Genomic DNA, 19,649 nt, shown 5'->3' on the forward strand with positions numbered 1-19,649 from the left:
GAAAGGTGATGAAGCAATGGCCGAGCGCGCCCGCACACTGGCCGAGAAGGTGTGGGACCAGCACGTCGTCGTCCCCGGCGAAGGTGAAGGTTCCGCCCGCGAACCCGACCTGATCTACATCGATCTGCATCTCGTGCACGAGGTGACCAGCCCGCAGGCCTTCGACGGGCTCCGCGCGGCGGGCCGTCCGGTGCGCAGGCCCGATCTCACCATCGCGACCGAGGACCACAACGTCCCCACCGTCGACATCGACAAGCCGATCGCCGACCCGATCTCGCGCACCCAGGTCGAGACCCTGCGGCGCAACTGCGCCGAGTTCGGCGTCCGGCTGCACCCGATGGGCGACGTCGAGCAGGGCATCGTGCACGTGGTCGGCCCGCAGCTGGGCCTGACCCAGCCGGGCATGACCGTGGTGTGCGGTGACAGCCACACCTCCACCCACGGCGCGTTCGGCGCGCTGGCGATGGGCATCGGCACCAGCGAGGTCGAGCACGTGCTGGCCACCCAGACGCTGTCGCTGCGCCCGTTCAAGACGATGGCCATCACCGTCGACGGCGAACTGGCCCCCGGCGTCACGAGCAAGGACCTGATCCTGGCCGTGATCGCCCAGATCGGCACCGGCGGCGGCCAGGGCTATGTGCTGGAGTATCGCGGCGAGGCGATCCGCAAGCTGTCGATGGAAGCGCGGATGACCATCTGCAACATGTCCATCGAGGCGGGCGCTCGCGCCGGCATGATCGCCCCCGACGCGGTGACCTACGAATTCCTGAAGGGCCGGCCGCACGCGCCGCAGGGCGCCGACTGGGACGCCGCGGTGGCCGCCTGGGAGGCACTGAAGACCGACGACGGCGCGGCTTTCGACGCCGAGGTCCACATCGACGCGAACCAGCTGACCCCGTTCGTCACCTGGGGCACCAACCCCGGTCAGGGCCTGCCGCTGGGCGCGAATGTGCCGGATCCGGCCCAGATCGCCGACGAGAACGAGCGCGACGCCGCCGAGAAGGCCTTGCGCTACATGGACCTGACGCCGGGGATGCCGCTGCGTGAGGTCACCGTCGACACCGTTTTCGTCGGATCCTGCACCAACGGCCGGATCGAGGATTTGCGGGCCGTCGCCGATGTGCTGAAGGGCCGTCATGTGGCCGACGGCGTGCGAATGCTGGTCGTTCCCGGCTCCATGAAGGTGCGCGCCCAGGCGGAAAAAGAAGGACTCGGCGAGATTTTCACCGCCGCAGGCGCGGAATGGCGCCAGGCGGGCTGCTCGATGTGCCTGGGCATGAATCCCGATCAGCTCGAGCCGGGCCAGCGCTGCGCGTCGACGTCGAACCGCAATTTCGAAGGCAGGCAGGGCAAGGGTGGCCGTACCCACCTGGTCTCGCCCCTGGTCGCGGCCGCCACGGCGGTCCGCGGGACCCTGTCCTCGCCCGCCGATCTGGCCTGAGCCCCGACCACCACGATCGAAGGAGAATCGTTATGGAAGCCTTCACTGTTCACAAAGGCATCGGGGTCCCGCTGCGCCGGTCCAATGTCGACACCGACCAGATCATCCCGGCCGTTTACCTGAAGCGAGTGACCCGCACGGGTTTCGAGGACGGCTTGTTCGCCGGTTGGCGGGCCGATCCGGACTTCATTCTGAACACCGAGCCGTACCGCCACGGCAGCGTGCTGGTGGCCGGGCCGGATTTCGGCACCGGATCGTCGCGAGAGCACGCGGTGTGGGCGCTGTCGGACTACGGCTTTCGGGTGGTCATCTCGTCGCGTTTCGCCGACATCTTCCGCGGGAATGCGGGGAAGGGCGGCCTGGTGGCCGCGCAGATGTCACAGAACGATGTCGAAATGCTGTGGAAGCTGATCGAGGAACAGCCCGGCCTCGAATTGGTTGTCGACCTGACCGCACGCACCGTGACGGCGGGAACCGTCGTGTTGCCGTTCGATATTGACGACTACACCCGGTGGCGTCTGCTGGAGGGTTTGGACGACATCGGCCTCACGCTGCGGCAGGCCGACGTCATCGGCGAGTTCGAAAAGGGAAGGCCGTCATGGAAACCCGTGACGCTGCCGGAGCCTATTTCGCAGGCGTAATCACCTGGGACGCTTAGTGGCGCTTCCCTGGGGGCGGTAGCTGGACGTGTGCTAAACCACATGAATTTTGGCGTGGCACATAGACTCTTGCTCAAACTGGGTTTACCGTGGTACCTAGTCGGTCCGACGACGGGCCATTAGTCTGCGGAGGATTCAATGAACAAGGCGGAACTGATCGACGTTCTGACCGAAAAGTTGGGTACGGACAGGCGCACGGCAACTGCGGCTGTCGAGAACGTGGTCGATACCATCGTTCGCGCCGTGCACAAAGGTCAAAGCGTCACCATCACCGGATTCGGTGTGTTCGAACAGCGCAAGCGTGCCCCCAGGGTTGCCCGCAACCCCCGTACCGGCGAAACCGTGAAGGTCAAGGCGACTTCGGTGCCTGCCTTCCGGCCGGGCGCTCAGTTCAAGGCGGTGATCGCGGGTAAGCAGAAGCTGGCCGCGTCCGGGCCCGCCGTCAAGCGTGGCGTGAACGCCCCGGTGGCGGCGAAGAAGGCGGCAGCCAAGAAGACGGCGGCCAAGAAGACCGCCGCCAAGAAGGCGACGCCGTCGAAGGGTCCGGCCAAGACCACCGCCCGTAAGGCAGCCACGAAGGCACCCGCCGCCAAGAAGACCACGACGGCGGCAGCGAAGAAGGCCACCGCCGCCAAGAAGACCACAGCGGCAAAGAAAGTGACCGCGGCCAAGAAGGCTCCGGCCAAGAAGGTCACGGCGGCGGCCAAGAAGGCGCCGGCCAAGAAGGTCACCGCGGCCAAGACCACGGCCGCCAAGAAGGCTCCTGCCAAGAAGACTGCTGCGAAGAAGACAGCCACCCGTCGTGCTCGTTGATCCCGCCGCAGCGGGATCAGGTCGGGGAATGTGCACGTAGGCCGCATCACCCACCACTGGACCGAGAACGGCCCCGGGAATCCGGGGCCGTTTCGGCTGTTTCGGGGGCGCTGCGCGCGACTCAGGCGGTGACGATTCCCGTCGAGAGCGAGCGGTCCATATGGTCGGCCGCGACCAATCGGTCCGCAACGAACGACAATGCCCAGACGCTGCCCTTGCGATTGCGCGCGGGCGGCAGGGTGAGCCCACCCCGCTCGGCGAGCCACTGCGTCAGATCCGGAATCACCCCGCCCTGACTGCACACCACCGGCACACCCCGATCCGTTACCAACGACAGAAATCGTTGCCGCGCGGCGCTTTTCGCTGAATCGTAACCTTGCTCGGAAAACATTGGCTCGCAATTGATTTCGGCGTTCAACTGTTCCGCCAACGGGGTCACGGTTTGGATACAGCGCAGCGGATCGGCCGAATGGATCTCGGATGCGCCGAACGCCAGCAGATTCGGTGTCAAAGCCTTCGCCTGCTGCTCGCCGGCGGGCTCGAGCGGGCGCAACTCGTCGGGTCCGTCGAAACGCGCGCGCTTGCCCGCCTTGGCGTGGCGGACCAGCAGCACCGTGTTCGTCCGCGCGGGCAGCCGGGCGAACATCCGGATGACCTGACGGTCCATCGGATACGACAGCTGATCCATCACCTGGTCGAGCGGGAACCAGCGCAGCTGGTCGACCTCGGCGTTGACGGCGAACTCGCCCGCCGCCGCCTCCGCGGCCCAGTAGTCGACCCGCTTGAGCTGCCGGTGGCCGGGAATCGGATAGGTGACGTGCCCGAGATAGCGCCCGAGCGTGCACGGCAGGCCGGTTTCCTCGCCGACCTCGCGCACCGCGGCGACCACCGGGGTCTCCCCGGGGTCGAGCTTGCCCTTGGGCAGCGACCAGTCGCCGTACTTGGGCCGGTGGATCACCGCGATCTCGGGCCCCGCGGCGCTCTCGCGCCACAGGACCGCGCCCGCGGCATGGATATTGGGTCGGACCCGGGGATCATGCATCGCGGTCTGTGCGTCCTTGCTCACGGCTGATCAGGGCGACGCAGTCGCATCAGGAACTGCTGGTGATCGCGCACCTGGTCGGCGTCGGCGTCGGTGGGGCTGGCCTGCCAGGTGCCGTCCGGGCCGAGCACCCAGCAGCGGGTCATCGGATCGAGCGCCGAATCGAACACCACGGCCAGCTGTTCGACCAGGCGCGGATCCTTCACCTGCACCATGACCTCGACGCGGCGGTCCAGATTGCGGTGCATCATGTCGGCGCTGCCGATCCAGGTCTGCTCCTGGGCCCGGAACTCGATCACCCTGGAGTGCTCCAGGAACCGGCCCAGGATCGAGCGCACCTCGATGTTCTCGCTCAGGCCCGGCACCCCGGGACGCAGGCCGCAGATGCCGCGCACCACGATCTGCACCGGCACGCCCGCCTGGGAGGCCCGGTAGAGCGCGTCGATGATCTGCTCGTCGACGATCGCGTTGGCCTTGAGCCGGATCCGGGCGTCGAAGCCCTCCCCGGCCAGCTCGATCTCGCGGTCGATCCGCTCGATGATGCCGGCCCGCACACCCAGGGGGGCGACCATCAGATTCCGGTAGTCCTCCTTGCGGGAGTACCCGGTCAGCGAGTTGAACAGGTCGGTCAGATCGGCGCCGATCTCCGGTGCGGCGGTGAACAACCCGACGTCCTCGTACAGGCGCGCGGTCTTCGGGTTGTAATTGCCGGTGCCGATGTGGCAGTAGCGGCGGATGGTCGAACCCTCGCGCCGCACCACCAGGCAGGTCTTGCAGTGGGTCTTGAGGCCGATCAGCCCGTAGACCACGTGCACGCCCGCCTGTTCCAGCGCGCGGGCCCATTTGATGTTGGCCTGCTCGTCGAAGCGGGCCTTGATCTCGACCAGCGCGACGACCTGCTTGCCCGCCTCGGCGGCCTCGATCAGCGCGTTGATGATGGGTGAGTCACCGGAGGTGCGGTACAGCGTCTGCTTGATCGCCAGCACCTGCGGATCGGCCGCGGCCTGCTCGATGAAGCGCTGCACGCTGGTGGAGAACGAATCGTAGGGGTGGTGCACCAGCACGTCGCCCTCGCGCAGCGCCGCGAAGACGTTGCGTGGCGTCTCGCGCTCGCCGAAGGCCGCCGGAGTGGCCGGAACGTACGGCGCGTCCTTGAGATCGGGCCGGTCGACGCCGTAGACCTGCCACAGGCAGGACAGGTCGAGCAGGCCGGGCACCTGGATGACGTCGGCGGGGTCGACCTCGAGCTCCCGTAGTAGCAGCTCCAGCATGTGCTCGGTCATGTCGTCGGAGACCTCGAGCCGCACCGGCTTGCCGAAACGGCGCCGCGCGAGTTCGCGTTCCATCGCCTGCAGCAGGTCTTCGTCGCGGTCCTCGTCGACCTCGAAGTCGGCGTTGCGGGTGATCCGGAACGAATGCGTCTCGACCACGGTCAGGCCGGGGAACAGCAGGTCCAGGTGCGCGGCGATGAGGTCTTCCATCGGCAGGAACGCCGCGATCGCCGAGGGCGCCTTGGTGCGGCGCACGCGCACGAACCGGTCGACGTTGTCGGGCACCTTCACGCGGGCGAAGTGCTCGCCGCCGGTGCCCGTGTCCTTCACCGTCACCGCCAGGTTGAGGCTCAGGCCGGAGATATAGGGGAACGGGTGCGCCGGGTCGACGGCCAGCGGGGTGAGCACGGGGAACACCTGATCGGTGAAGTAGCCCGAGAGCCGTTGCCGTTCATCGTCGTCGAGATCGGCCCAGCCGATGAGGTCGATGCCCTCCGCGGCCAGCGCCGGGTTCACCTCGTCGAGGAACACGTGCGCGTGCCGCTCGGCGAGTTCCTGGGCGCGGGCGGCGATCATCTCCAGCTGTTCCGACGGGGAGCGGCCGTCGGCGGAGCGCACGGACAGGCCGGTCTCGGCACGGCGTTTCAGGCCGGCGACCCGGACCATGTAGAACTCGTCGAGGTTCGAGGCGAAGATCGCCAGGAACTTGGCGCGTTCGAGCAGCGGTAACGAGGCGTCCTCGGCGAGGGCCAGCACGCGGGCGTTGAAGTCCAGCCAGCTCAGCTCGCGGTTGAGGTAGCGATCTCTGGGCAATCGCTGCGCCGTCGGGTCACCGCCCGAGGCGGTGGCGGCCGCAGGTGGCGGGGAAATCGGAGACTGCTGCTTGATGGTTTCCGTATCGCTCACGCTGTCAATCATCCCCTACGAACCGGGCAGTCCGCAGTATGACGTTGCCGCGTTCGTCCGATCCTGGTCAGTGGCGGCGATCGGCTAGCACACGGTGCGAACCGGATCACCGAAGTGACCGGACAGCGCGAATTCGCGGAGCGTGCGCGTGGTGTGCGGGCCGACGCCGAGCCCGTGGACGGTGGCGAGGTCGGCGGGGGTGTCCACGTCGCACCGGAGGCCGGGCCAGTGTCCGGCGAGCGCTCGCGCGCCGTCGGCGCGGTGCGCGTTGGCGGAGTCGGCGCCGAATCGGGGCGCCAGCGCGGCGGTCGTGTCGCGGACCAGTAATGCCGCGGTGCCGGTCCCGGTGTGGTCGATCACCACCGAGCGGACGCCGTCGGGGGCGACGGTGAGCAGGTCGGCCAGTTCGGCCGGGCGTAATGCGGGCAAATCCGCTTGCAGCGCCAGCAGATGGGCCGGGCCGTGCCGGTCGCGCACGTCGGCCGCGCCCGCGGACAGCGCCGCGTTGAGCGGATCGGGGGCGCCGGCGGGCTCGCCGAGGACGTGCGCGCCGAGCTCGCGGGCGCGGGCCGCGACGACCGGATCGGGGGTGACCACCGTCAGCGACAGCACCTCCGGCACGGCGGTCGCGGCCACGACGGTATCGGCGAACATGGCCAGCACCAGCTGACCGCGCTGCTCGGGAGTCAGCACGTCGGCCAGCCTGCTCTTGGCCCGATCGATGTGCTTGACCGCCATCACGGCGTGCACGGTGTGCGGACGCATGACATCAATCCTTACATGGCATATTGAGCTGATGACGAGGGCGGCGGTTATGGGTGCGGGGTCGTGGGGCACCGCGTTCGCGAAGGTGTTGGCTGAGGCGGGGACCGAGGTCACGATCTGGGCCAGACGGAACGAGGTGGCGCAGGCGCTCGACAGCGAGCACCGCAATCCGTTCTACCTGCCCGGCGTGCAGTTGCCACCCGTGCGCGCCACCGACGATCACCGGGCCGCGCTCGACGGCGCCGACCTGGTCGTCCTCGCGGTGCCCTCGCAGTCGCTGCGCGCGAATCTGGACCGGTGGAAGGGCGACATCGACCCCGACGCCACCCTGCTGAGCCTGGCCAAGGGCATCGAGACCGGCACGCTGCTGCGGATGAGTCAGGTGATCGCCGAGGTCACCGGGGCCGAGCCGGGCCGCATCGCGGTGCTGTCGGGCCCGAATCTCGCGGGCGAGATCGTCGAAAGGCAGCCCGCGGCCACCGTGATCGCGTGCAGCGACACCGAGCGGGCCGGGGCCGCGCAGCGGGCCTGCGCCACCGGGTATTTCCGGCCGTACACCAACACCGACGTGATCGGCTGCGAGATCGGTGGCGCGTGCAAGAACGTCATCGCGCTGGCGTGCGGGATCGCCTCGGGGATGGGGCTGGGCGACAACACGATCGCCAGCCTGATCACCCGCGGGCTGGCCGAGGTCATCCGGCTCGGGGTCGCGCTCGGCGCGCAACCGGTCACCCTGGCCGGGCTGGCCGGGGTCGGCGATCTCGTGGCCACCTGCACCTCGCCGCTGTCACGCAACCGGTCCTTCGGGCACGTGCTCGGCGCGGGCGGGTCGATGCAGGCGGCGCAGGAGGCGACCAATGGGCAGGTGGCCGAGGGTGTGAAGTCGTGCACATCGGTGCGGGCCCTGGCGGCCGCGCACGACGTGGAGATGCCGCTGACCGACGCGGTACACCGGGTGTGTCACGAGGGTCTTTCGGTCAGCGAGGCGGTCGACAGTTTGCTCGGCAGGCGGATCAAACCCGAGTAGGTCGATAGCGCCGCAGGTCGGCCGACCGGTTACGGTGACGTTCATGACGAACCGGATCAGGGTGGCCGTGGTTTTCGGCGGGCGCAGCAGCGAGCACGCCGTCTCGTGTGTGTCGGCGAGCAGTGTGCTGCGCAACCTCGATCCCGAGCGCTACGAGGTGGTGCCGATCGGCATCACCACCACCGGCAGCTGGGTGCTCGCCGACGGCCTCGGCGCGCTCGAACTCAGCCATGACGCGCTGCCCGCGGTCGACGCGGCGGGCACCGCGCTCACCCTGGCCGCCGACCCGGGCCGCGGTGGCGCGCTGGTCGCCCTCGACGATCCCGGCGCCGCACTGGGCGGTGTCGATGTGGTGTTCCCGATCCTGCACGGTCCGTTCGGCGAGGACGGGACACTCCAGGGCATGCTCGAGTTAGCCGGCATCCCCTATGTGGGGGCGGGCGTGCTGGCCAGTGCCGCGGGCATGGACAAGGAGTTCACCAAGAAATTGCTGGCCGCCGAGGGGCTGCCGGTCGGCGTGCAGGTGGTGCTGCGCCCCGGCACGGCGACGCTGACCGCGGACGAGCGGGCGCGCCTCGGCCTGCCCGCGTTCGTGAAGCCCGCGCGCGGCGGGTCGTCGATCGGCATTACCAAGATCACCGACTGGGCCGATCTGGACGCCGCCGTCGCGGCCGCGCGCGAACACGATCCGAAGGTGATCGTGGAGGCGGGCATCGTCGGCCGCGAAGTCGAGTGCGGCGTCCTGGAATTCGCCGACGGTCAGGTGCGGGCCAGCGTGGTCTCCGAGATCCGGATGCCCGACGCCGACGCCGCGGCCCCGGAGTTCTACGACTTCGCCACCAAGTACCTCGACGACGTCTGCGAATTCGACGTCCCGGCCAAGCTCGACGACGCGGTCGCCGACCAGATCCGCGAGCTGTCGGTGCGCGCCTTCCGCGCCCTGGACTGCCAGGGCCTGGCCCGGGTCGACTTCTTCGTCACCGCCGACGGTCCGGTGATCAACGAGATCAACACCATGCCCGGCTTCACCCCGATCTCGCAGTACCCGCGGATGTGGGAGGCGACCGGTGTCGACTACCCGGCTCTCGTCTCGACGTTGATCGAAACAGCTGTCGCGCGCGGCACCGGTTTGCGCTGACAGCAGGCTCGACCACCACGCGTTCGGCCGCCGAAGGTCAGAGCTCGCCCGGGGTCGGTTCGCGGGCGGGGAGATTCGCGGTGATCACCCCGGACACGGTCTGGATGGCGTCGGTGCCCGAGCCGTCGGGGACGGTCAGGGCGACGTAGGTCTCGCGGTCGACGGCGAACCAGGTGCCGACCTTGCCCACCTCGTCGCGGACCTGGAACCACTTCACGCCGTCGATCACCGTCAGCGGGGACGCGCGGTTGAATTCGAGCGGCCGGTCCAGGCCGCAGCGCAGCACGATCGGCTCGCCGCCGTCGGGGTGCTGCCAGGCCCGGGTGGCCGGTGGCGCCGGTTCGACCAGGGTGGACTTGGTGTACTCGCCGAGATCGGCGGGCAGGGCCGGGAGCAGCGCCTGGCAGGCCGGGCTGTCGGCCGCCGGGGCGGGGACCGGGCCGAGGGCGAGGGGCTCGCGTTCGACGGGAGCGCGCAGGGCGATGAAGGCGGCGACGAGGACGCCGACGATCAGCACGATCGGCAGGGCGACGGCGGTGGCGATGAGCGCGGGGGAGTAGGGCGTCGACGCGTCGTCGTCCTCGGAGTCCGGCTGTGTCCGGGTGGTCGGCTTCGCCGTGCCGTCGGTGGAACTCGCGTCCGTCGACTCGGCTGCCGCGCCGGTCGCGGACCGGTCGGTCGTGGCTTCGGGGGTGTCGCCACCCGGGGACGTGTCGTCCCGGTCGTCCGCCGCTGTCGGGTCCGACGAATCCGCCGCCATAACCGTCTGGTCCTTCCGTTGTGTCCGATCGCCTCCGAAAGGGTACCGTCGGGGCGATTTCGTCGGTCAGCAGCACACTGGGAAGGGGCCGGTCATCAGCGAGGACAGCCGTCCGCAGACGGTGCGTGAGCTGGGTGAGTTCGCCCTGATCGACCGGATCACCGCGAACCGCGAGCAGGCGCCGCACGTGCTGCTCGGGCCCGGTGACGACGCCGCGCTGGTCGCCGCGCCCGACGGGCGGTTCGTGGTGAGCACCGACATGCTCGTCGAGGGCAGGCACTTCCGCCGCGACTGGTCGGCGCCCGAGGACATCGGCCGCAAGGCCATCGCGCAGAACGCCGCCGACATCGTCGCGATGGGCGCGCGCCCGACGGCGTTCGTCGTCGCGCTCGGCTGCCCGGCCGACACCCCCGTTTCGGTGGTGACCGGCATCGCCGACGGCATGTGGGCCGAGGCGGGGCGCGCGGGCGGGTCCGTCGCGGGCGGCGATCTGGTGCGCAGCGACCAGCTGGTCGTCTCGGTGACCGCGTTCGGCGACCTCGGTGGCCGGGCGGCGCTCACCCGTTCCGGCGCGCAGGTCGGCGACATCGTCGCGGTGGCGGGCGAACTCGGGTGGTCCGGGGCCGGGCTGGCCGTATTGTCCGGCGACGCCGACCCTTCCGATCCGGCCTTCGCGCATGCCCTTGCGACGCATCGGGTTCCGCAGCCGCCCTATGCCACGGTGCTCGATGTCGCCGGGGGTGCGGTGCCGACCGCGCTCACCGACGTCTCGGACGGACTGCTCGCCGACCTGGGTCATCTCGCGACCGCCTCGGGCGTCGCTGTCGACGTGGACAGCGCGGCACTGACGGACCCCGAACTGGCCGCGGTCGCCGCACTGCTCGATGTCGATGCGGCGCAATGGATTCTGGCCGGCGGCGAGGACCACGCCTTCGCGGGGACCTGGCCGGCGGGCACCGCGCTGCCGCCGGGCTGGCGGCCGATCGGGGTCGTCACCGCAGGCAGCGGCGTCACCGTGGACGGTGCCGCGCCGACCGGCGGCACCGGCTGGGAATCGTTCCGTGGGGCGGACGCCACGCCCGGCGCCCGGAACCGATAGGTTGTGCGGTCATGGGTGCCAAACCACTGTCGGAGATCATCGATCCGGGCTGGGCCCGGGCACTGGAACCGGTGGCCGACCGGATCAGCGAGATGGGCGAATTCCTGCGCGCCGAGAATGCCGCGGGCCGGGGCTATCTGCCCGCCGGGGAGAACGTGCTACGCGCGTTCCGCCGTCCGTTCGACGCCGTGCGCGTGCTGATCGTCGGCCAGGATCCCTACCCGACGCCGGGCCACGCGATGGGGCTGAGTTTCTCTGTCGCCCCTGATGTCTCGCCGGTGCCGCGCAGCCTGTCCAACATCTTCGCCGAGTACAGCAAGGACCTCGGCTTCGATACGCCCACCTGCGGCGACCTGAGCCCGTGGTCGGATCAGGGCGTGCTGCTGCTGAACCGGGTGCTCACCGTGACGCCAGGCACCCCGGCCTCGCATCGCGGCAAGGGCTGGGAAGCGGTCACCGAGCAGGCCATCCGGGCGCTGGTCGCCCGGGACGAGCCGCTGGTCGCCGTGCTGTGGGGGCGCGACGCGGGCTCGCTCAAGCCGACCCTCACCGAGGCCGAGATCCCCTACCTCGAATCGGCCCACCCCTCACCGTTGTCGGCCTCGCGCGGATTCTTCGGTTCGCGGCCCTTCTCCCGGGTCAACGAACTGCTCGACGAACTCGGAGCCGAACCCGTCGACTGGCGGCTGCCCTGACCCGGGGCGTCGCCCGCACCAGAAGAAAATGATGAAGGAGCACAACCCGATGCACATCACCACCGTTCGCGCCGCCGTCGCGACCGCCGCCGTCGCCGCCGCCCTGACCGCGGGCGCCGCCTCGGCCAACGCGGCGGGCCTCGCGCTCGAGCCCTACGACGAGCAGGCCGCGCCGGTCGCCACCACCCAGATCGGTGAGGAGTGGACCTCCACCGGCACCTCCACCATCTCCTCCGGCGTGAACGCGAAGGTGACCTGCCTGCTGCAGAACACCTTCAGCGCCCTCGGCGCCGCCTGCTGACGTCGAGTCAGCTCAGCCCGAGGTACTCGGGCTTGCGCTTGCCGACGAAGGCATCCACGCCTTCCCGGCCGGTTGCGCCGTTCGCGGCGGCGGCGATGCTGTCGCGTTCGGCGTCGAGCTGCTGGTCCAGAGTCGCCGTCGGCGATTGGGCCAGCAGCTTTTTCATGGCCGCGTAGGTGGTGCGGGGGCCGGTGACGAAGCTCTGGGCGACCCGCAGCGCCTCGGCGCGCACCTCGTCGTCGGCGACGGTGCGGCTCAGGATGCCCAGGCGCACGGCCTCGTCGGCGCCGAGCACGGCGTCGGTGAGCAGGATCTCGGCGGCCCGGCTCTTCCCGACGATTCGGGGCAGCAGCCAGGACATGCCGCCGTCGGGGCTCAGGCCGATGCCCGGGTAGGCGGGGCGCAGCTTGGTCGACGGGCCACCGATCGCGATATCGGCGGCGCACACCAGGCTCATGCCCGCGCCCGCGGCCCAGCCGTGCACCGAGGCGACGACCGGAACCGGCGTCGCGGCCAGCGCGCGCACGAAGTCGTGCAGCTCGGAGGCGAGCTGGTGCAGGTAGGCGCCACGGTCCTCGGCGCCGGCGAAATGGTGGACGTTGCCGCCCGCGCAGAAGTTGGCGCCGGTGCCGGTGAGCAGCACGGCGCCGACCTCGGGATCGAGGGCGCGCAGGGCCTCGGTGCCCGCGTTGATCAGGTCGAAATTCATCGAGGTGCCCGCGGCGGCGGTGGCGATCGGCAGCTGCAGGACGCCGTCGACGACCGTGACGGCGGTGACCGGTTCGGTGGTACTCATGGCGTCACCCTAGCGAGCGCCGCGCCGCCACCACTGTTCGGGCAGCAGGGTGAAAGGGTCGACCCGGCGAACCCCGGTGTCGGCGAAGCCGTGTCTGCGATAGAAGGCGTGGGCGCGCGGATAGTCGCCGAACACCCACAGCGTGCACGGCGAGCCGGGGGCGGCGGACTCGATCAGGGCGTCGGCGACGCCGGTGCCGTGCCAGGCCGCGCGGATGTAGAGCGCTTCCAGTTCGAACTCGGTCGCCGAGGCGAAGCCGATCAGCCGGTCACCGGCCAGCGCGATCGGCAGCCGGTGCGCGCCGTCGGTGCGGCGGCGTTCCCAGGTGAGCGCGGAGCGTTCGAGATCGAAGCCGGACAGCACGTGGCCCGGCACCAGGGCGTCGTAGGCCTCCCGCCAGCTCGCGATGTGGCAGGCGGCGAGCTCGGTGACCCGCTCGGCGGTCAGCGCCTCGAGGCGCCAGTCAGCCACGTCGGCCCCCATCGACGACAAAGCCCCGGACCACCCACGCGGGGTGCCGGGGCACTGTCGGCAGAATGTACGGGCTGAGAATCAGCCGCGGACGACCTTGCCCGCCTTCAGGCAGGAGGTGCACACGTTCATCCGGCGGGTGTTGCCAGGGGCAACCTGCGCACGCACGGTCTGGATGTTCGGGTTCCAGCGACGGTTGGTGCGCCGGTGCGAGTGCGAGACCGACTTCCCGAAACCGGGGCCCTTGGCGCAGACGTCGCAAACGGCAGCCATGTCGCGAGCTCCTTCATGTCATAAGCGGTCAGCGCGCACGGATGCCCGCTGTACCGGAAACTGATGTCGTTAAATGCCTTGCCGACTCGCGTCGGCCAGCGCAGACCGGATGGCCGCGCGAGGCAACCCTGCAAGGGTAGCTGGCCGGGCCGTGAACTTCCAAACCGGGTGTCCCGGTCGACACGCCGGGTACGGCCCGGATGACGGGCCCGTCCGCGCTCAGCATACCCCTGTCGGTCGCTGGCGCTAACCTGGCGTGCGGTGCCCGGCGGGCGGGCACGGCAAACAGTGAGCGAGGTGACGGTGTCGCAGGTGCGGGAGGCGCTGGACGGCGCCGAGCTGCTGGACTGGGCCAGGACCTGCCGCACCGATCTGGAACTACGCCGCGCCGAGATCGACGCGCTCAATGTGTTCCCCATCGCCGACTCCGACACCGGCACCAACCTGCTCGCCACCATGCGCGCGGCCGTCGCCGCGGCCGAACGCGCCGTCCCCGACACGACACGTCCCGACCGGACCGCTGATCGCGCCGTGTCCACGGCCGCCGATCTCGGTATCGGTGACGGCTCGGCAACCGCCGGCTACCCGGACGCGGAGGGCGGCACGGCGACCGCCTCGGGGCACGACCGCGGTGCACCGGTGGGCCGTGGCCGGGCATCGATCGGTGCCGCTGACGTGGGCGATCGTCGTGCCGGTACCGAGGTGCCCGCGCATCTCGTCGCGCAGGCGCTCGCGCGCGGCGCGACGACGGGCGCGCGGGGGAACTCGGGAATCATCCTGTCGCAGGTACTGCGCGGGATCGCCGAGGCGGTAGTCGGGGGCCCGCTGACCGGGGAACGGTTGCGGACGGCCTTGCGGCGGGCAGCGGTGCTCGTGCGCACCGGCCTCAGCGCCCCGGTCGAGGGCACGATCCTGACCGTGCTCGATCGCGCCGCCGTCGCGGCCGCCGGTTCGGCGGACCTCTCGCTCGTCTCCGTCGCGCAGTCGGCGGCCGAGGGCGCCGCACGTGCGCTGAACGAGACACCGGCGCAACTGGGTGTCCTGCGGGCGGCCGGGGTCGTCGACGCGGGCGCCAGGGGACTGCTGGTCCTGCTCGACTCCCTCGTGACGCAGGTCTGCGGGCAGGCGCCGGCCAGGGACAGCTATCTCCGGGCCGACCGGTCGGGCGCAGCCCAGCGCAGGTCCGGCGCCGATGACCACCGGCCCGATGGTGAGCGCCCCGGCGACCTCGCCCGATCGCCGGCCGTCGATGGCCGGGAACGTCCGGCCATCCTGTCCGACGCACGGACCACCGAGGCCGACTCCTGGGACGGCCACCGCGATTCCCCCGACCCGCACTTCGAGGTCATGTACGTGATCTCGGGCACCGACGAGGCCGCGGCGGGCGGCCTGCGCGACCGGCTCGCCGTCCTCGGTGACTCGGTCGTGGTGGTCGGCGACGGTGACAGCACCTGGTCGGCCCACGTGCACTGCCGCGACGCGGGCGCGGCGATCGAGGCCGGCCTCGCGATCGGCACCGTCACCGGCATCCGCATCGAGAGCTTCGCGGTGACCGCGCCCCACGGCGGACATGCCGAGCACCTCGCCGCCGACGCGGCGTGCGACGGCGCGCGCGCCGATGGTCCGCGCCGCACCGGCGAGGTGGTGGCGGCGCAGGTCGCCGGGGCAGCGGACGCGGGCAGTGCGTTCCCCCACGCAGCGGGCACCGGTACGGCGACACCGGGCAGGCCGACGGTCGACGGTAGCTCGGGCGGGCCCGAGGTGAACCCGCCGGCCGACCGGGGCATCCTCGCCGTGGCCTCCGGCGCGGCGGCCGCCCGCCTGTTCGAGGACGCGGGCGCGGTGGTGCTGCGCGGGGACCGCCAGCTCGACACGACCGCCCTGCTGACCGCCATCCGCGCGATGCCGAACCGGGAAGTCCTCGTGCTGCCCAACGGCGCGCTGCCCGCGCAGGAACTCGTGGCCGCCGGTGTCGCCGCCCGTGACGGGTCACGTGACGTCCTGCTGCTGCCGAGCGCGTCGATGGTGCAGGGCCTGGCCGCGCTCGCGGTCCACGATCGCGGCCGGATCGCCGTCGACGACGCCTTCGCGATGTCGGAGGCGGCCGCGACCACCCGCTGGGGTGCGCTGCGCCCGGCGCGGGTGCGCGCCCTGACCATGGTCGGAATGTGCTCGCCCGGTGACGGACTCGGCCTGGTCGGCCAGGACGTCGTGGTCATCGACCCCGATGTCGTCGGCGCGGGCCGCATCCTGCTGAACCGGATGCTCGGTCTCGGCGGCGAACTGGTGACCTTGCTGATGGGCGCCGACGCGGGTCCCGAACTGGGCGCGGTCCTGGCCGAGCACGTGACGGCCGGTTTCCCCGGAGTCGAGGTCGTGGTGTATTCCGGTGGGCAGCAAGCGGATCTGGTGCAGATAGGGGTCGAGTGATGGCGACGTTGAGTGACCGGCTCGACCACGTGCTCGGAGTGAAGGCGGCCGACCGGCTGACCGAGGCGTTCGACATGGCCACGGTCGAGGACCTGTTGCGCCACTATCCCGTCCGCTACGCCACCCAGGGGCAGCCGCTCACCGAGGAGGAACCGGAGGAGAGCGCGCACATCACCGTCATCGGCCGGATCACCAAAACCGAACTGCGCCCGATGAAGAACCGGCGCGGCTCGCTGCTGAAGGTGCAGCTCGACACCGGCGCCGCCCGCCCGATCGAGGCCACCTTCTTCAACGGCGACAAGGTGCGCTACCTGGTGAAAGAGGGTGTGCGGGCGATGATGTCGGGCACCGTGCACTGGTGGCGCCCCGACCGCTGGAACCTCTCGCACCCCGACTATCTGATCCTGCCCGACAAGGCCGAGGCCGGTGTCGAGGAGCTGACCTCGGTGCGCGGCAGCGGCGCGTTGCGCGGGCTGGCGCAGAGCGCGAAAGGCGCCGGGGGCGTGGACGCGTCGTTCTTCGAGCGCGAATTCGTGCCGGTCTACCCGGCGACCGCGAAGGTGCAGAGCTGGGACCTGCTGGCCTGCATCCGCCAGATCCTCGACCAGCTCGACCCGATCGAGGACCCGCTGCCCGCCGACCTGCGCGCGGAACGTCACCTGCTCGAGGTGTCTGACGCGCTGCGGCTGATCCACCTGCCCGAGCACAAGCTCGACATCGAGAAGGCCAGGGACCGCCTGCGTTTCGACGAGGCGCTGGCCCTGCAACTGGTGCTCGCCGAGCGCAGGCACGAGGTCGAGGGCCGCACCGCCCCGGCCTGTCCGCCGCGCACCGACGGCATCGCCGCCGCCTTCGACGAGCGGCTGCCGTTCGAGCTGACCGAGGGTCAGCAGCAGGTGATCGACGAGATCTCCGCCGACCTCTCGCGCACCCGCCCGATGCACCGGCTGCTCCAGGGCGAGGTCGGCTCGGGCAAGACGATCGTCGCCCTGCACGCGATGCTGCAGGCGGTCGACGCCGGCAGGCAGTGCGCGCTGCTCGCGCCGACGGAAGTCCTCGCCGCCCAGCACTATCGGTCGCTGCGGGCGATGCTCGGTGACCTCGGCACCGCGGGTGAGCTGGGCGCGGCCGAGCAGTCGACGAAGGTGGTGCTGCTGACCGGTTCGATGTCGGTGGCGGCCAAGAAGGCGGCGCTGCTGGACGCGATGACCGGCGAGGCGGGCCTGGTCATCGGCACGCACGCGCTCATCCAGGACGCGGTGGAGTTCTTCGACCTCGGCCTGGTGGTGGTCGACGAACAGCACCGCTTCGGCGTCGAACAGCGAGATGCCCTGCGCGCCAAGGCCAAGGACGGCATCAGCCCGCACCTGCTGGTGATGACGGCCACCCCGATTCCGCGCACCATCGCGATGACCACGCTCGGCGACCTGGAGACCTCCACTCTCACCCAGCTGCCCAGGGGCCGCTCGCCGATCGTGTCGAAGGTGGTGCCGCGCAAGCTGCATCCGGGCTGGGTGGACCGGGCCTGGGAGCGCATTCTCGAAGAGGTCGCCGCGGGCAGGCAGGCGTATGTGGTGTGCTCGCGCATCGGCGAGGACCCCGACGCCCCGCCCGCCAAGGGCAAGAAGTCGGCCGAGGAGAAGGAAGGCCCGACCACCCAGGCGGCGGTCGAGATGTACGAGACGCTGAGCGCGGGCGCGCTGTCCGGCGTGCGGGTCGGGCTGCTGCACGGGCGCCTGCCGTCGGACGAGAAGGACCAGGTGATGCGTCAGTTCAACGACGGCGCCATCGATGTCCTGGTCTGCACCACGGTCGTCGAGGTCGGCGTCGACGTGCCGAACGCGACGGTGATGGTGATCGTCGACGCCGACCGGTTCGGCGTGAGTCAGCTGCACCAGCTGCGCGGCCGGATCGGGCGCGGCAAGCATCCCGGCCTGTGCCTGCTGATCACCGACGCAGCGCCCGGCGGCACGGCGATGGCCCGGCTGGAGGCGGTCGCCGCCACCACCGACGGCTTCGAACTCTCCGTGCTCGACCTGCGGCAGCGCCGCGAGGGCGATGTGCTCGGCGCGGCCCAGTCCGGCACCGCCCGGTCGCTGCGGTTGCTGTCGCTGCTCGACGACCTCGAGGTGATCACCGCCGCCCAGGAGCTGGCCAGGCGGGTCGTCGCCGACGATCCCGGCCTGGTGAAGCATCCCGGGCTGGCGGGGATGATGGACGCCGCCGTCGACGGCGAGCGCATCGAGTACCTCGCGAAATCCTGACGCTCAGCGCGGGAGGCGCGGATACGGCAGGTCGGTGCTGGTGTGCTCGGCCACCGCGAGCGGGCGCCCGATCTGCGGGAACGCGCGCTGCGGGCACGCGGGTCGCTCGCACACCTTGCAGCCCGCGCCGATCGGCACCGCCACCTGCGGATCGTCGAGTTGCAGGCCCTGGGAGTACACCAGCCGGTCGGCGTACTCGATATCGCAGCCAAGCCCGATGACGAAGTTCTTCGACGCCGTGCCGAAGCCCTGCGCCGAGGCCGGGGTGGTCCGGGCGATCCACAGGTAGCGGCGACCGTCGGGCATCTCCGAGATCTGGGTGAGGATGCGGCCAGGGTGGGCGAAGGCCTCGTGGGTCACCCACAGCGGGCAGCTGCCACCGACCCGGGAGAAGTGGAACGCGGTGGCGGACTGCCGTTTCGAGATATTGCCCGCCCGGTCGGTGCGCACCAGGAAGAACGGCACCCCGCGCTGGCCCTGCCGCTGCAGGGTGCTGAGCCGATGGCACACCGTCTCGAAGCCGACCTCGAAGCGCAGCGCGAGCAGGTCGACGTCGTAGCGCAGTTCCTCCGCCGATCGCAGGAAGCGGCCGTAAGGCAGGATCAGCGCGCCCGCGAAGTAATTGGCCAGCCCGACCCTGGCCAGCGTGCGGGATTCCCCGGTGAGCGCGCGCGATTCGGCGAGGACGTTGTCGATCTCGCGCCCGTAGAGCAGCAGGCCGAGGGTGGTCGCGATCTGGAAGGCACGCTGTCCGGGCCGCAGCCGCCGGGCCAGGGTGAGCGTGCGGGTGTCCGGGTCGTAGTGGCGCTTGGGGATGGTCGGGTCGGCGCCGTCGCCGCGGACCAGCACGGTGACGCCCGCGCGTTCCTCGGCGATCCTGGCCAGCTGCCGGTCCAGTGAGCCGATACTCAGCCCGGACTCCTCGAACAGCTGCTCGGCGGCGTGATCGAGGGTCGAGATGTGGTTGCGGTGGTCGTAGAAGAAGTCGCGCACGTCCTCGTAGGGCATGGGCGTGCCCGGCGCGCCGCTGGGCGTGTCCACCCGGGAGGACAGCAGGTCGAGCTGATCGGTGGCCGCGCGCAGGCGCCGGTGCATGGCGATGACGATGCGGGCCACCTCGGGCAGCCGGGTCGCGAGTTCCTCGACCTCGGTGATCGGCGCGGTGTCGCCGCCACCCGCGGCTTCCACCAGGACCTCGTGCAGATCCGAGACCAGTCGCGCGTCGGAGTCGGCGGCGAAGAACTGGACGTCCAGGTCGAAGGTCGAGTTCAGTTTCAGCAGAACGGGAATGGTGAGCGGGCGCTGATCGCGTTCGAGCTGGTTCAGATAACTCGGGGACAGATCCAGCGATTTCGCGAGCGCCGCCTGAGTCATCCGTCGTTCTTCACGCAGCCGTCGTAGCCTGGCCCCCGCGTACATCTTCCGCACGCCGGAGATCCTAACTCGCCGGGTTTGCAAAGTTCGCTCGAAATCGTGATTGTCTGGGGAGAAGCCCAGT

18 protein-coding genes are annotated in these 19,649 nt (G+C 70.5%); 10 read left to right on the plus strand and 8 right to left on the minus strand.

All coding sequences use genetic code 11. The annotated features are described in order from the left end of the window. Nucleotides 1-16: 16 nt before the first annotated feature. The 3 genes from leuC to ACFVW6_RS19685 all read left to right on the plus strand — a co-directional run bounded on the left by leuC (nucleotide 17) and on the right by ACFVW6_RS19685 (nucleotide 2,913). Nucleotides 17-1,441, plus strand: a complete 1,425-nt coding sequence (leuC, locus tag ACFVW6_RS19675; RefSeq protein WP_378832226.1) for a 3-isopropylmalate dehydratase large subunit — start codon at nucleotides 17-19, stop codon at nucleotides 1,439-1,441. Nucleotides 1,442-1,473: 32 nt separating this feature from the next. Continuing rightward, entirely contained in the window at nucleotides 1,474-2,082 is a 609-nt protein-coding gene (leuD, locus tag ACFVW6_RS19680) for a 3-isopropylmalate dehydratase small subunit (protein ID WP_378832223.1), read from the plus strand. 156 nt (nucleotides 2,083-2,238) lie between these two features. After that, nucleotides 2,239-2,913, plus strand: a complete 675-nt coding sequence (locus ACFVW6_RS19685; RefSeq protein ID WP_357344301.1) for an HU family DNA-binding protein — start codon at nucleotides 2,239-2,241, stop codon at nucleotides 2,911-2,913. Between the two features lie 121 nt (nucleotides 2,914-3,034). Here the strand turns inward: ACFVW6_RS19685 and ACFVW6_RS19690 are convergent, their stop codons facing one another. From ACFVW6_RS19690 to cofC, 3 genes are all read right to left on the minus strand, one after another. Next, entirely contained in the window at nucleotides 3,035-3,955 is a 921-nt protein-coding gene (locus ACFVW6_RS19690; protein WP_378832472.1) for an NUDIX domain-containing protein, read from the minus strand. A 20-nt stretch (nucleotides 3,956-3,975) separates the two neighbouring features. Then, nucleotides 3,976-6,144 carry an RNA degradosome polyphosphate kinase gene (locus ACFVW6_RS19695; RefSeq protein ID WP_378832221.1) on the minus strand — a complete coding sequence of 723 codons (2,169 nt, stop codon included), beginning with the start codon at nucleotides 6,142-6,144 and terminating at the stop codon, nucleotides 3,976-3,978. Nucleotides 6,145-6,216: 72 nt separating this feature from the next. After that, nucleotides 6,217-6,897 (minus strand): 2-phospho-L-lactate guanylyltransferase, encoded by a 681-nt coding sequence (gene cofC / locus ACFVW6_RS19700; RefSeq protein ID WP_378832218.1) that lies wholly within the window; start codon nucleotides 6,895-6,897, stop codon nucleotides 6,217-6,219. 31 nt (nucleotides 6,898-6,928) lie between these two features. Here cofC and ACFVW6_RS19705 point away from each other — a divergent pair, with 31 nt between their 5' ends. Both ACFVW6_RS19705 and ACFVW6_RS19710 read left to right on the plus strand, forming a co-directional pair. Then, a complete protein-coding gene (locus ACFVW6_RS19705; RefSeq protein ID WP_378832216.1) occupies nucleotides 6,929-7,924 on the plus strand; it encodes an NAD(P)H-dependent glycerol-3-phosphate dehydrogenase in 996 nt (331 codons plus the stop codon). A 43-nt stretch (nucleotides 7,925-7,967) separates the two neighbouring features. Beyond that, on the plus strand, nucleotides 7,968-9,062 hold the full coding sequence (locus tag ACFVW6_RS19710; protein ID WP_357344306.1) for a D-alanine--D-alanine ligase family protein: 1,095 nt from the start codon (nucleotides 7,968-7,970) through the stop codon (nucleotides 9,060-9,062). 37 nt (nucleotides 9,063-9,099) lie between these two features. On the opposite strand, the gene ACFVW6_RS19715 is transcribed toward ACFVW6_RS19710, so the two are convergent. Continuing rightward, the gene (locus tag ACFVW6_RS19715; RefSeq protein WP_378832213.1) at nucleotides 9,100-9,822 is read right to left on the minus strand and encodes a DUF3515 family protein; all 723 of its coding nucleotides are present in this window, start codon (nucleotides 9,820-9,822) and stop codon (nucleotides 9,100-9,102) included. Between the two features lie 94 nt (nucleotides 9,823-9,916). Here ACFVW6_RS19715 and ACFVW6_RS19720 point away from each other — a divergent pair, with 94 nt between their 5' ends. From ACFVW6_RS19720 to ACFVW6_RS19730, 3 genes are read left to right on the plus strand one after another with little or no spacing between them, the layout of a single operon-like run. Beyond that, the gene (locus ACFVW6_RS19720) at nucleotides 9,917-10,921 is read left to right on the plus strand and encodes a thiamine-phosphate kinase (protein ID WP_378832469.1); all 1,005 of its coding nucleotides are present in this window, start codon (nucleotides 9,917-9,919) and stop codon (nucleotides 10,919-10,921) included. Between the two features lie 11 nt (nucleotides 10,922-10,932). After that, the gene (locus tag ACFVW6_RS19725) at nucleotides 10,933-11,616 is read left to right on the plus strand and encodes a uracil-DNA glycosylase (protein ID WP_355282844.1); all 684 of its coding nucleotides are present in this window, start codon (nucleotides 10,933-10,935) and stop codon (nucleotides 11,614-11,616) included. Between the two features lie 49 nt (nucleotides 11,617-11,665). Beyond that, nucleotides 11,666-11,917 (plus strand): hypothetical protein, encoded by a 252-nt coding sequence (locus ACFVW6_RS19730; protein ID WP_365007057.1) that lies wholly within the window; start codon nucleotides 11,666-11,668, stop codon nucleotides 11,915-11,917. 7 nt (nucleotides 11,918-11,924) lie between these two features. Here ACFVW6_RS19730 and ACFVW6_RS19735 read toward each other — a convergent pair whose 3' ends face one another. The 3 genes from ACFVW6_RS19735 to rpmB form a co-directional block, all read right to left on the minus strand. Further along, nucleotides 11,925-12,713: an enoyl-CoA hydratase-related protein gene (locus tag ACFVW6_RS19735; protein WP_357344312.1), complete on the minus strand. Its 789-nt coding sequence runs from the start codon at nucleotides 12,711-12,713 to the stop codon at nucleotides 11,925-11,927. A 9-nt stretch (nucleotides 12,714-12,722) separates the two neighbouring features. Continuing rightward, nucleotides 12,723-13,184, minus strand: a complete 462-nt coding sequence (locus tag ACFVW6_RS19740) for a GNAT family N-acetyltransferase (protein ID WP_378832209.1) — start codon at nucleotides 13,182-13,184, stop codon at nucleotides 12,723-12,725. A gap of 81 nt (nucleotides 13,185-13,265) precedes the next feature. Beyond that, the gene (gene rpmB / locus ACFVW6_RS19745; protein WP_011210730.1) at nucleotides 13,266-13,457 is read right to left on the minus strand and encodes a 50S ribosomal protein L28; all 192 of its coding nucleotides are present in this window, start codon (nucleotides 13,455-13,457) and stop codon (nucleotides 13,266-13,268) included. Nucleotides 13,458-13,745: 288 nt separating this feature from the next. Between rpmB and ACFVW6_RS19750 the strand changes: the two genes are divergently transcribed. After that, nucleotides 13,746-15,887: a DAK2 domain-containing protein gene (locus ACFVW6_RS19750; RefSeq protein WP_378832207.1), complete on the plus strand. Its 2,142-nt coding sequence runs from the start codon at nucleotides 13,746-13,748 to the stop codon at nucleotides 15,885-15,887. Further along, the gene (recG, locus tag ACFVW6_RS19755; RefSeq protein WP_378832203.1) at nucleotides 15,887-18,151 is read left to right on the plus strand and encodes an ATP-dependent DNA helicase RecG; all 2,265 of its coding nucleotides are present in this window, start codon (nucleotides 15,887-15,889) and stop codon (nucleotides 18,149-18,151) included. Before ACFVW6_RS19750 ends, recG begins: the two co-directional genes overlap by 1 nt. Nucleotides 18,152-18,154: 3 nt before the next feature. Here recG and ACFVW6_RS19760 read toward each other — a convergent pair whose 3' ends face one another. Then, a complete protein-coding gene (locus tag ACFVW6_RS19760; RefSeq protein ID WP_355282861.1) occupies nucleotides 18,155-19,579 on the minus strand; it encodes a short-chain fatty acyl-CoA regulator family protein in 1,425 nt (474 codons plus the stop codon). Nucleotides 19,580-19,649: the final 70 nt, after the last annotated feature.

This window comes from Nocardia sp. NPDC058244 (genome assembly GCF_042882065.1).
Classification (GTDB): Bacteria; Actinomycetota; Actinomycetes; order Mycobacteriales; family Mycobacteriaceae; genus Nocardia.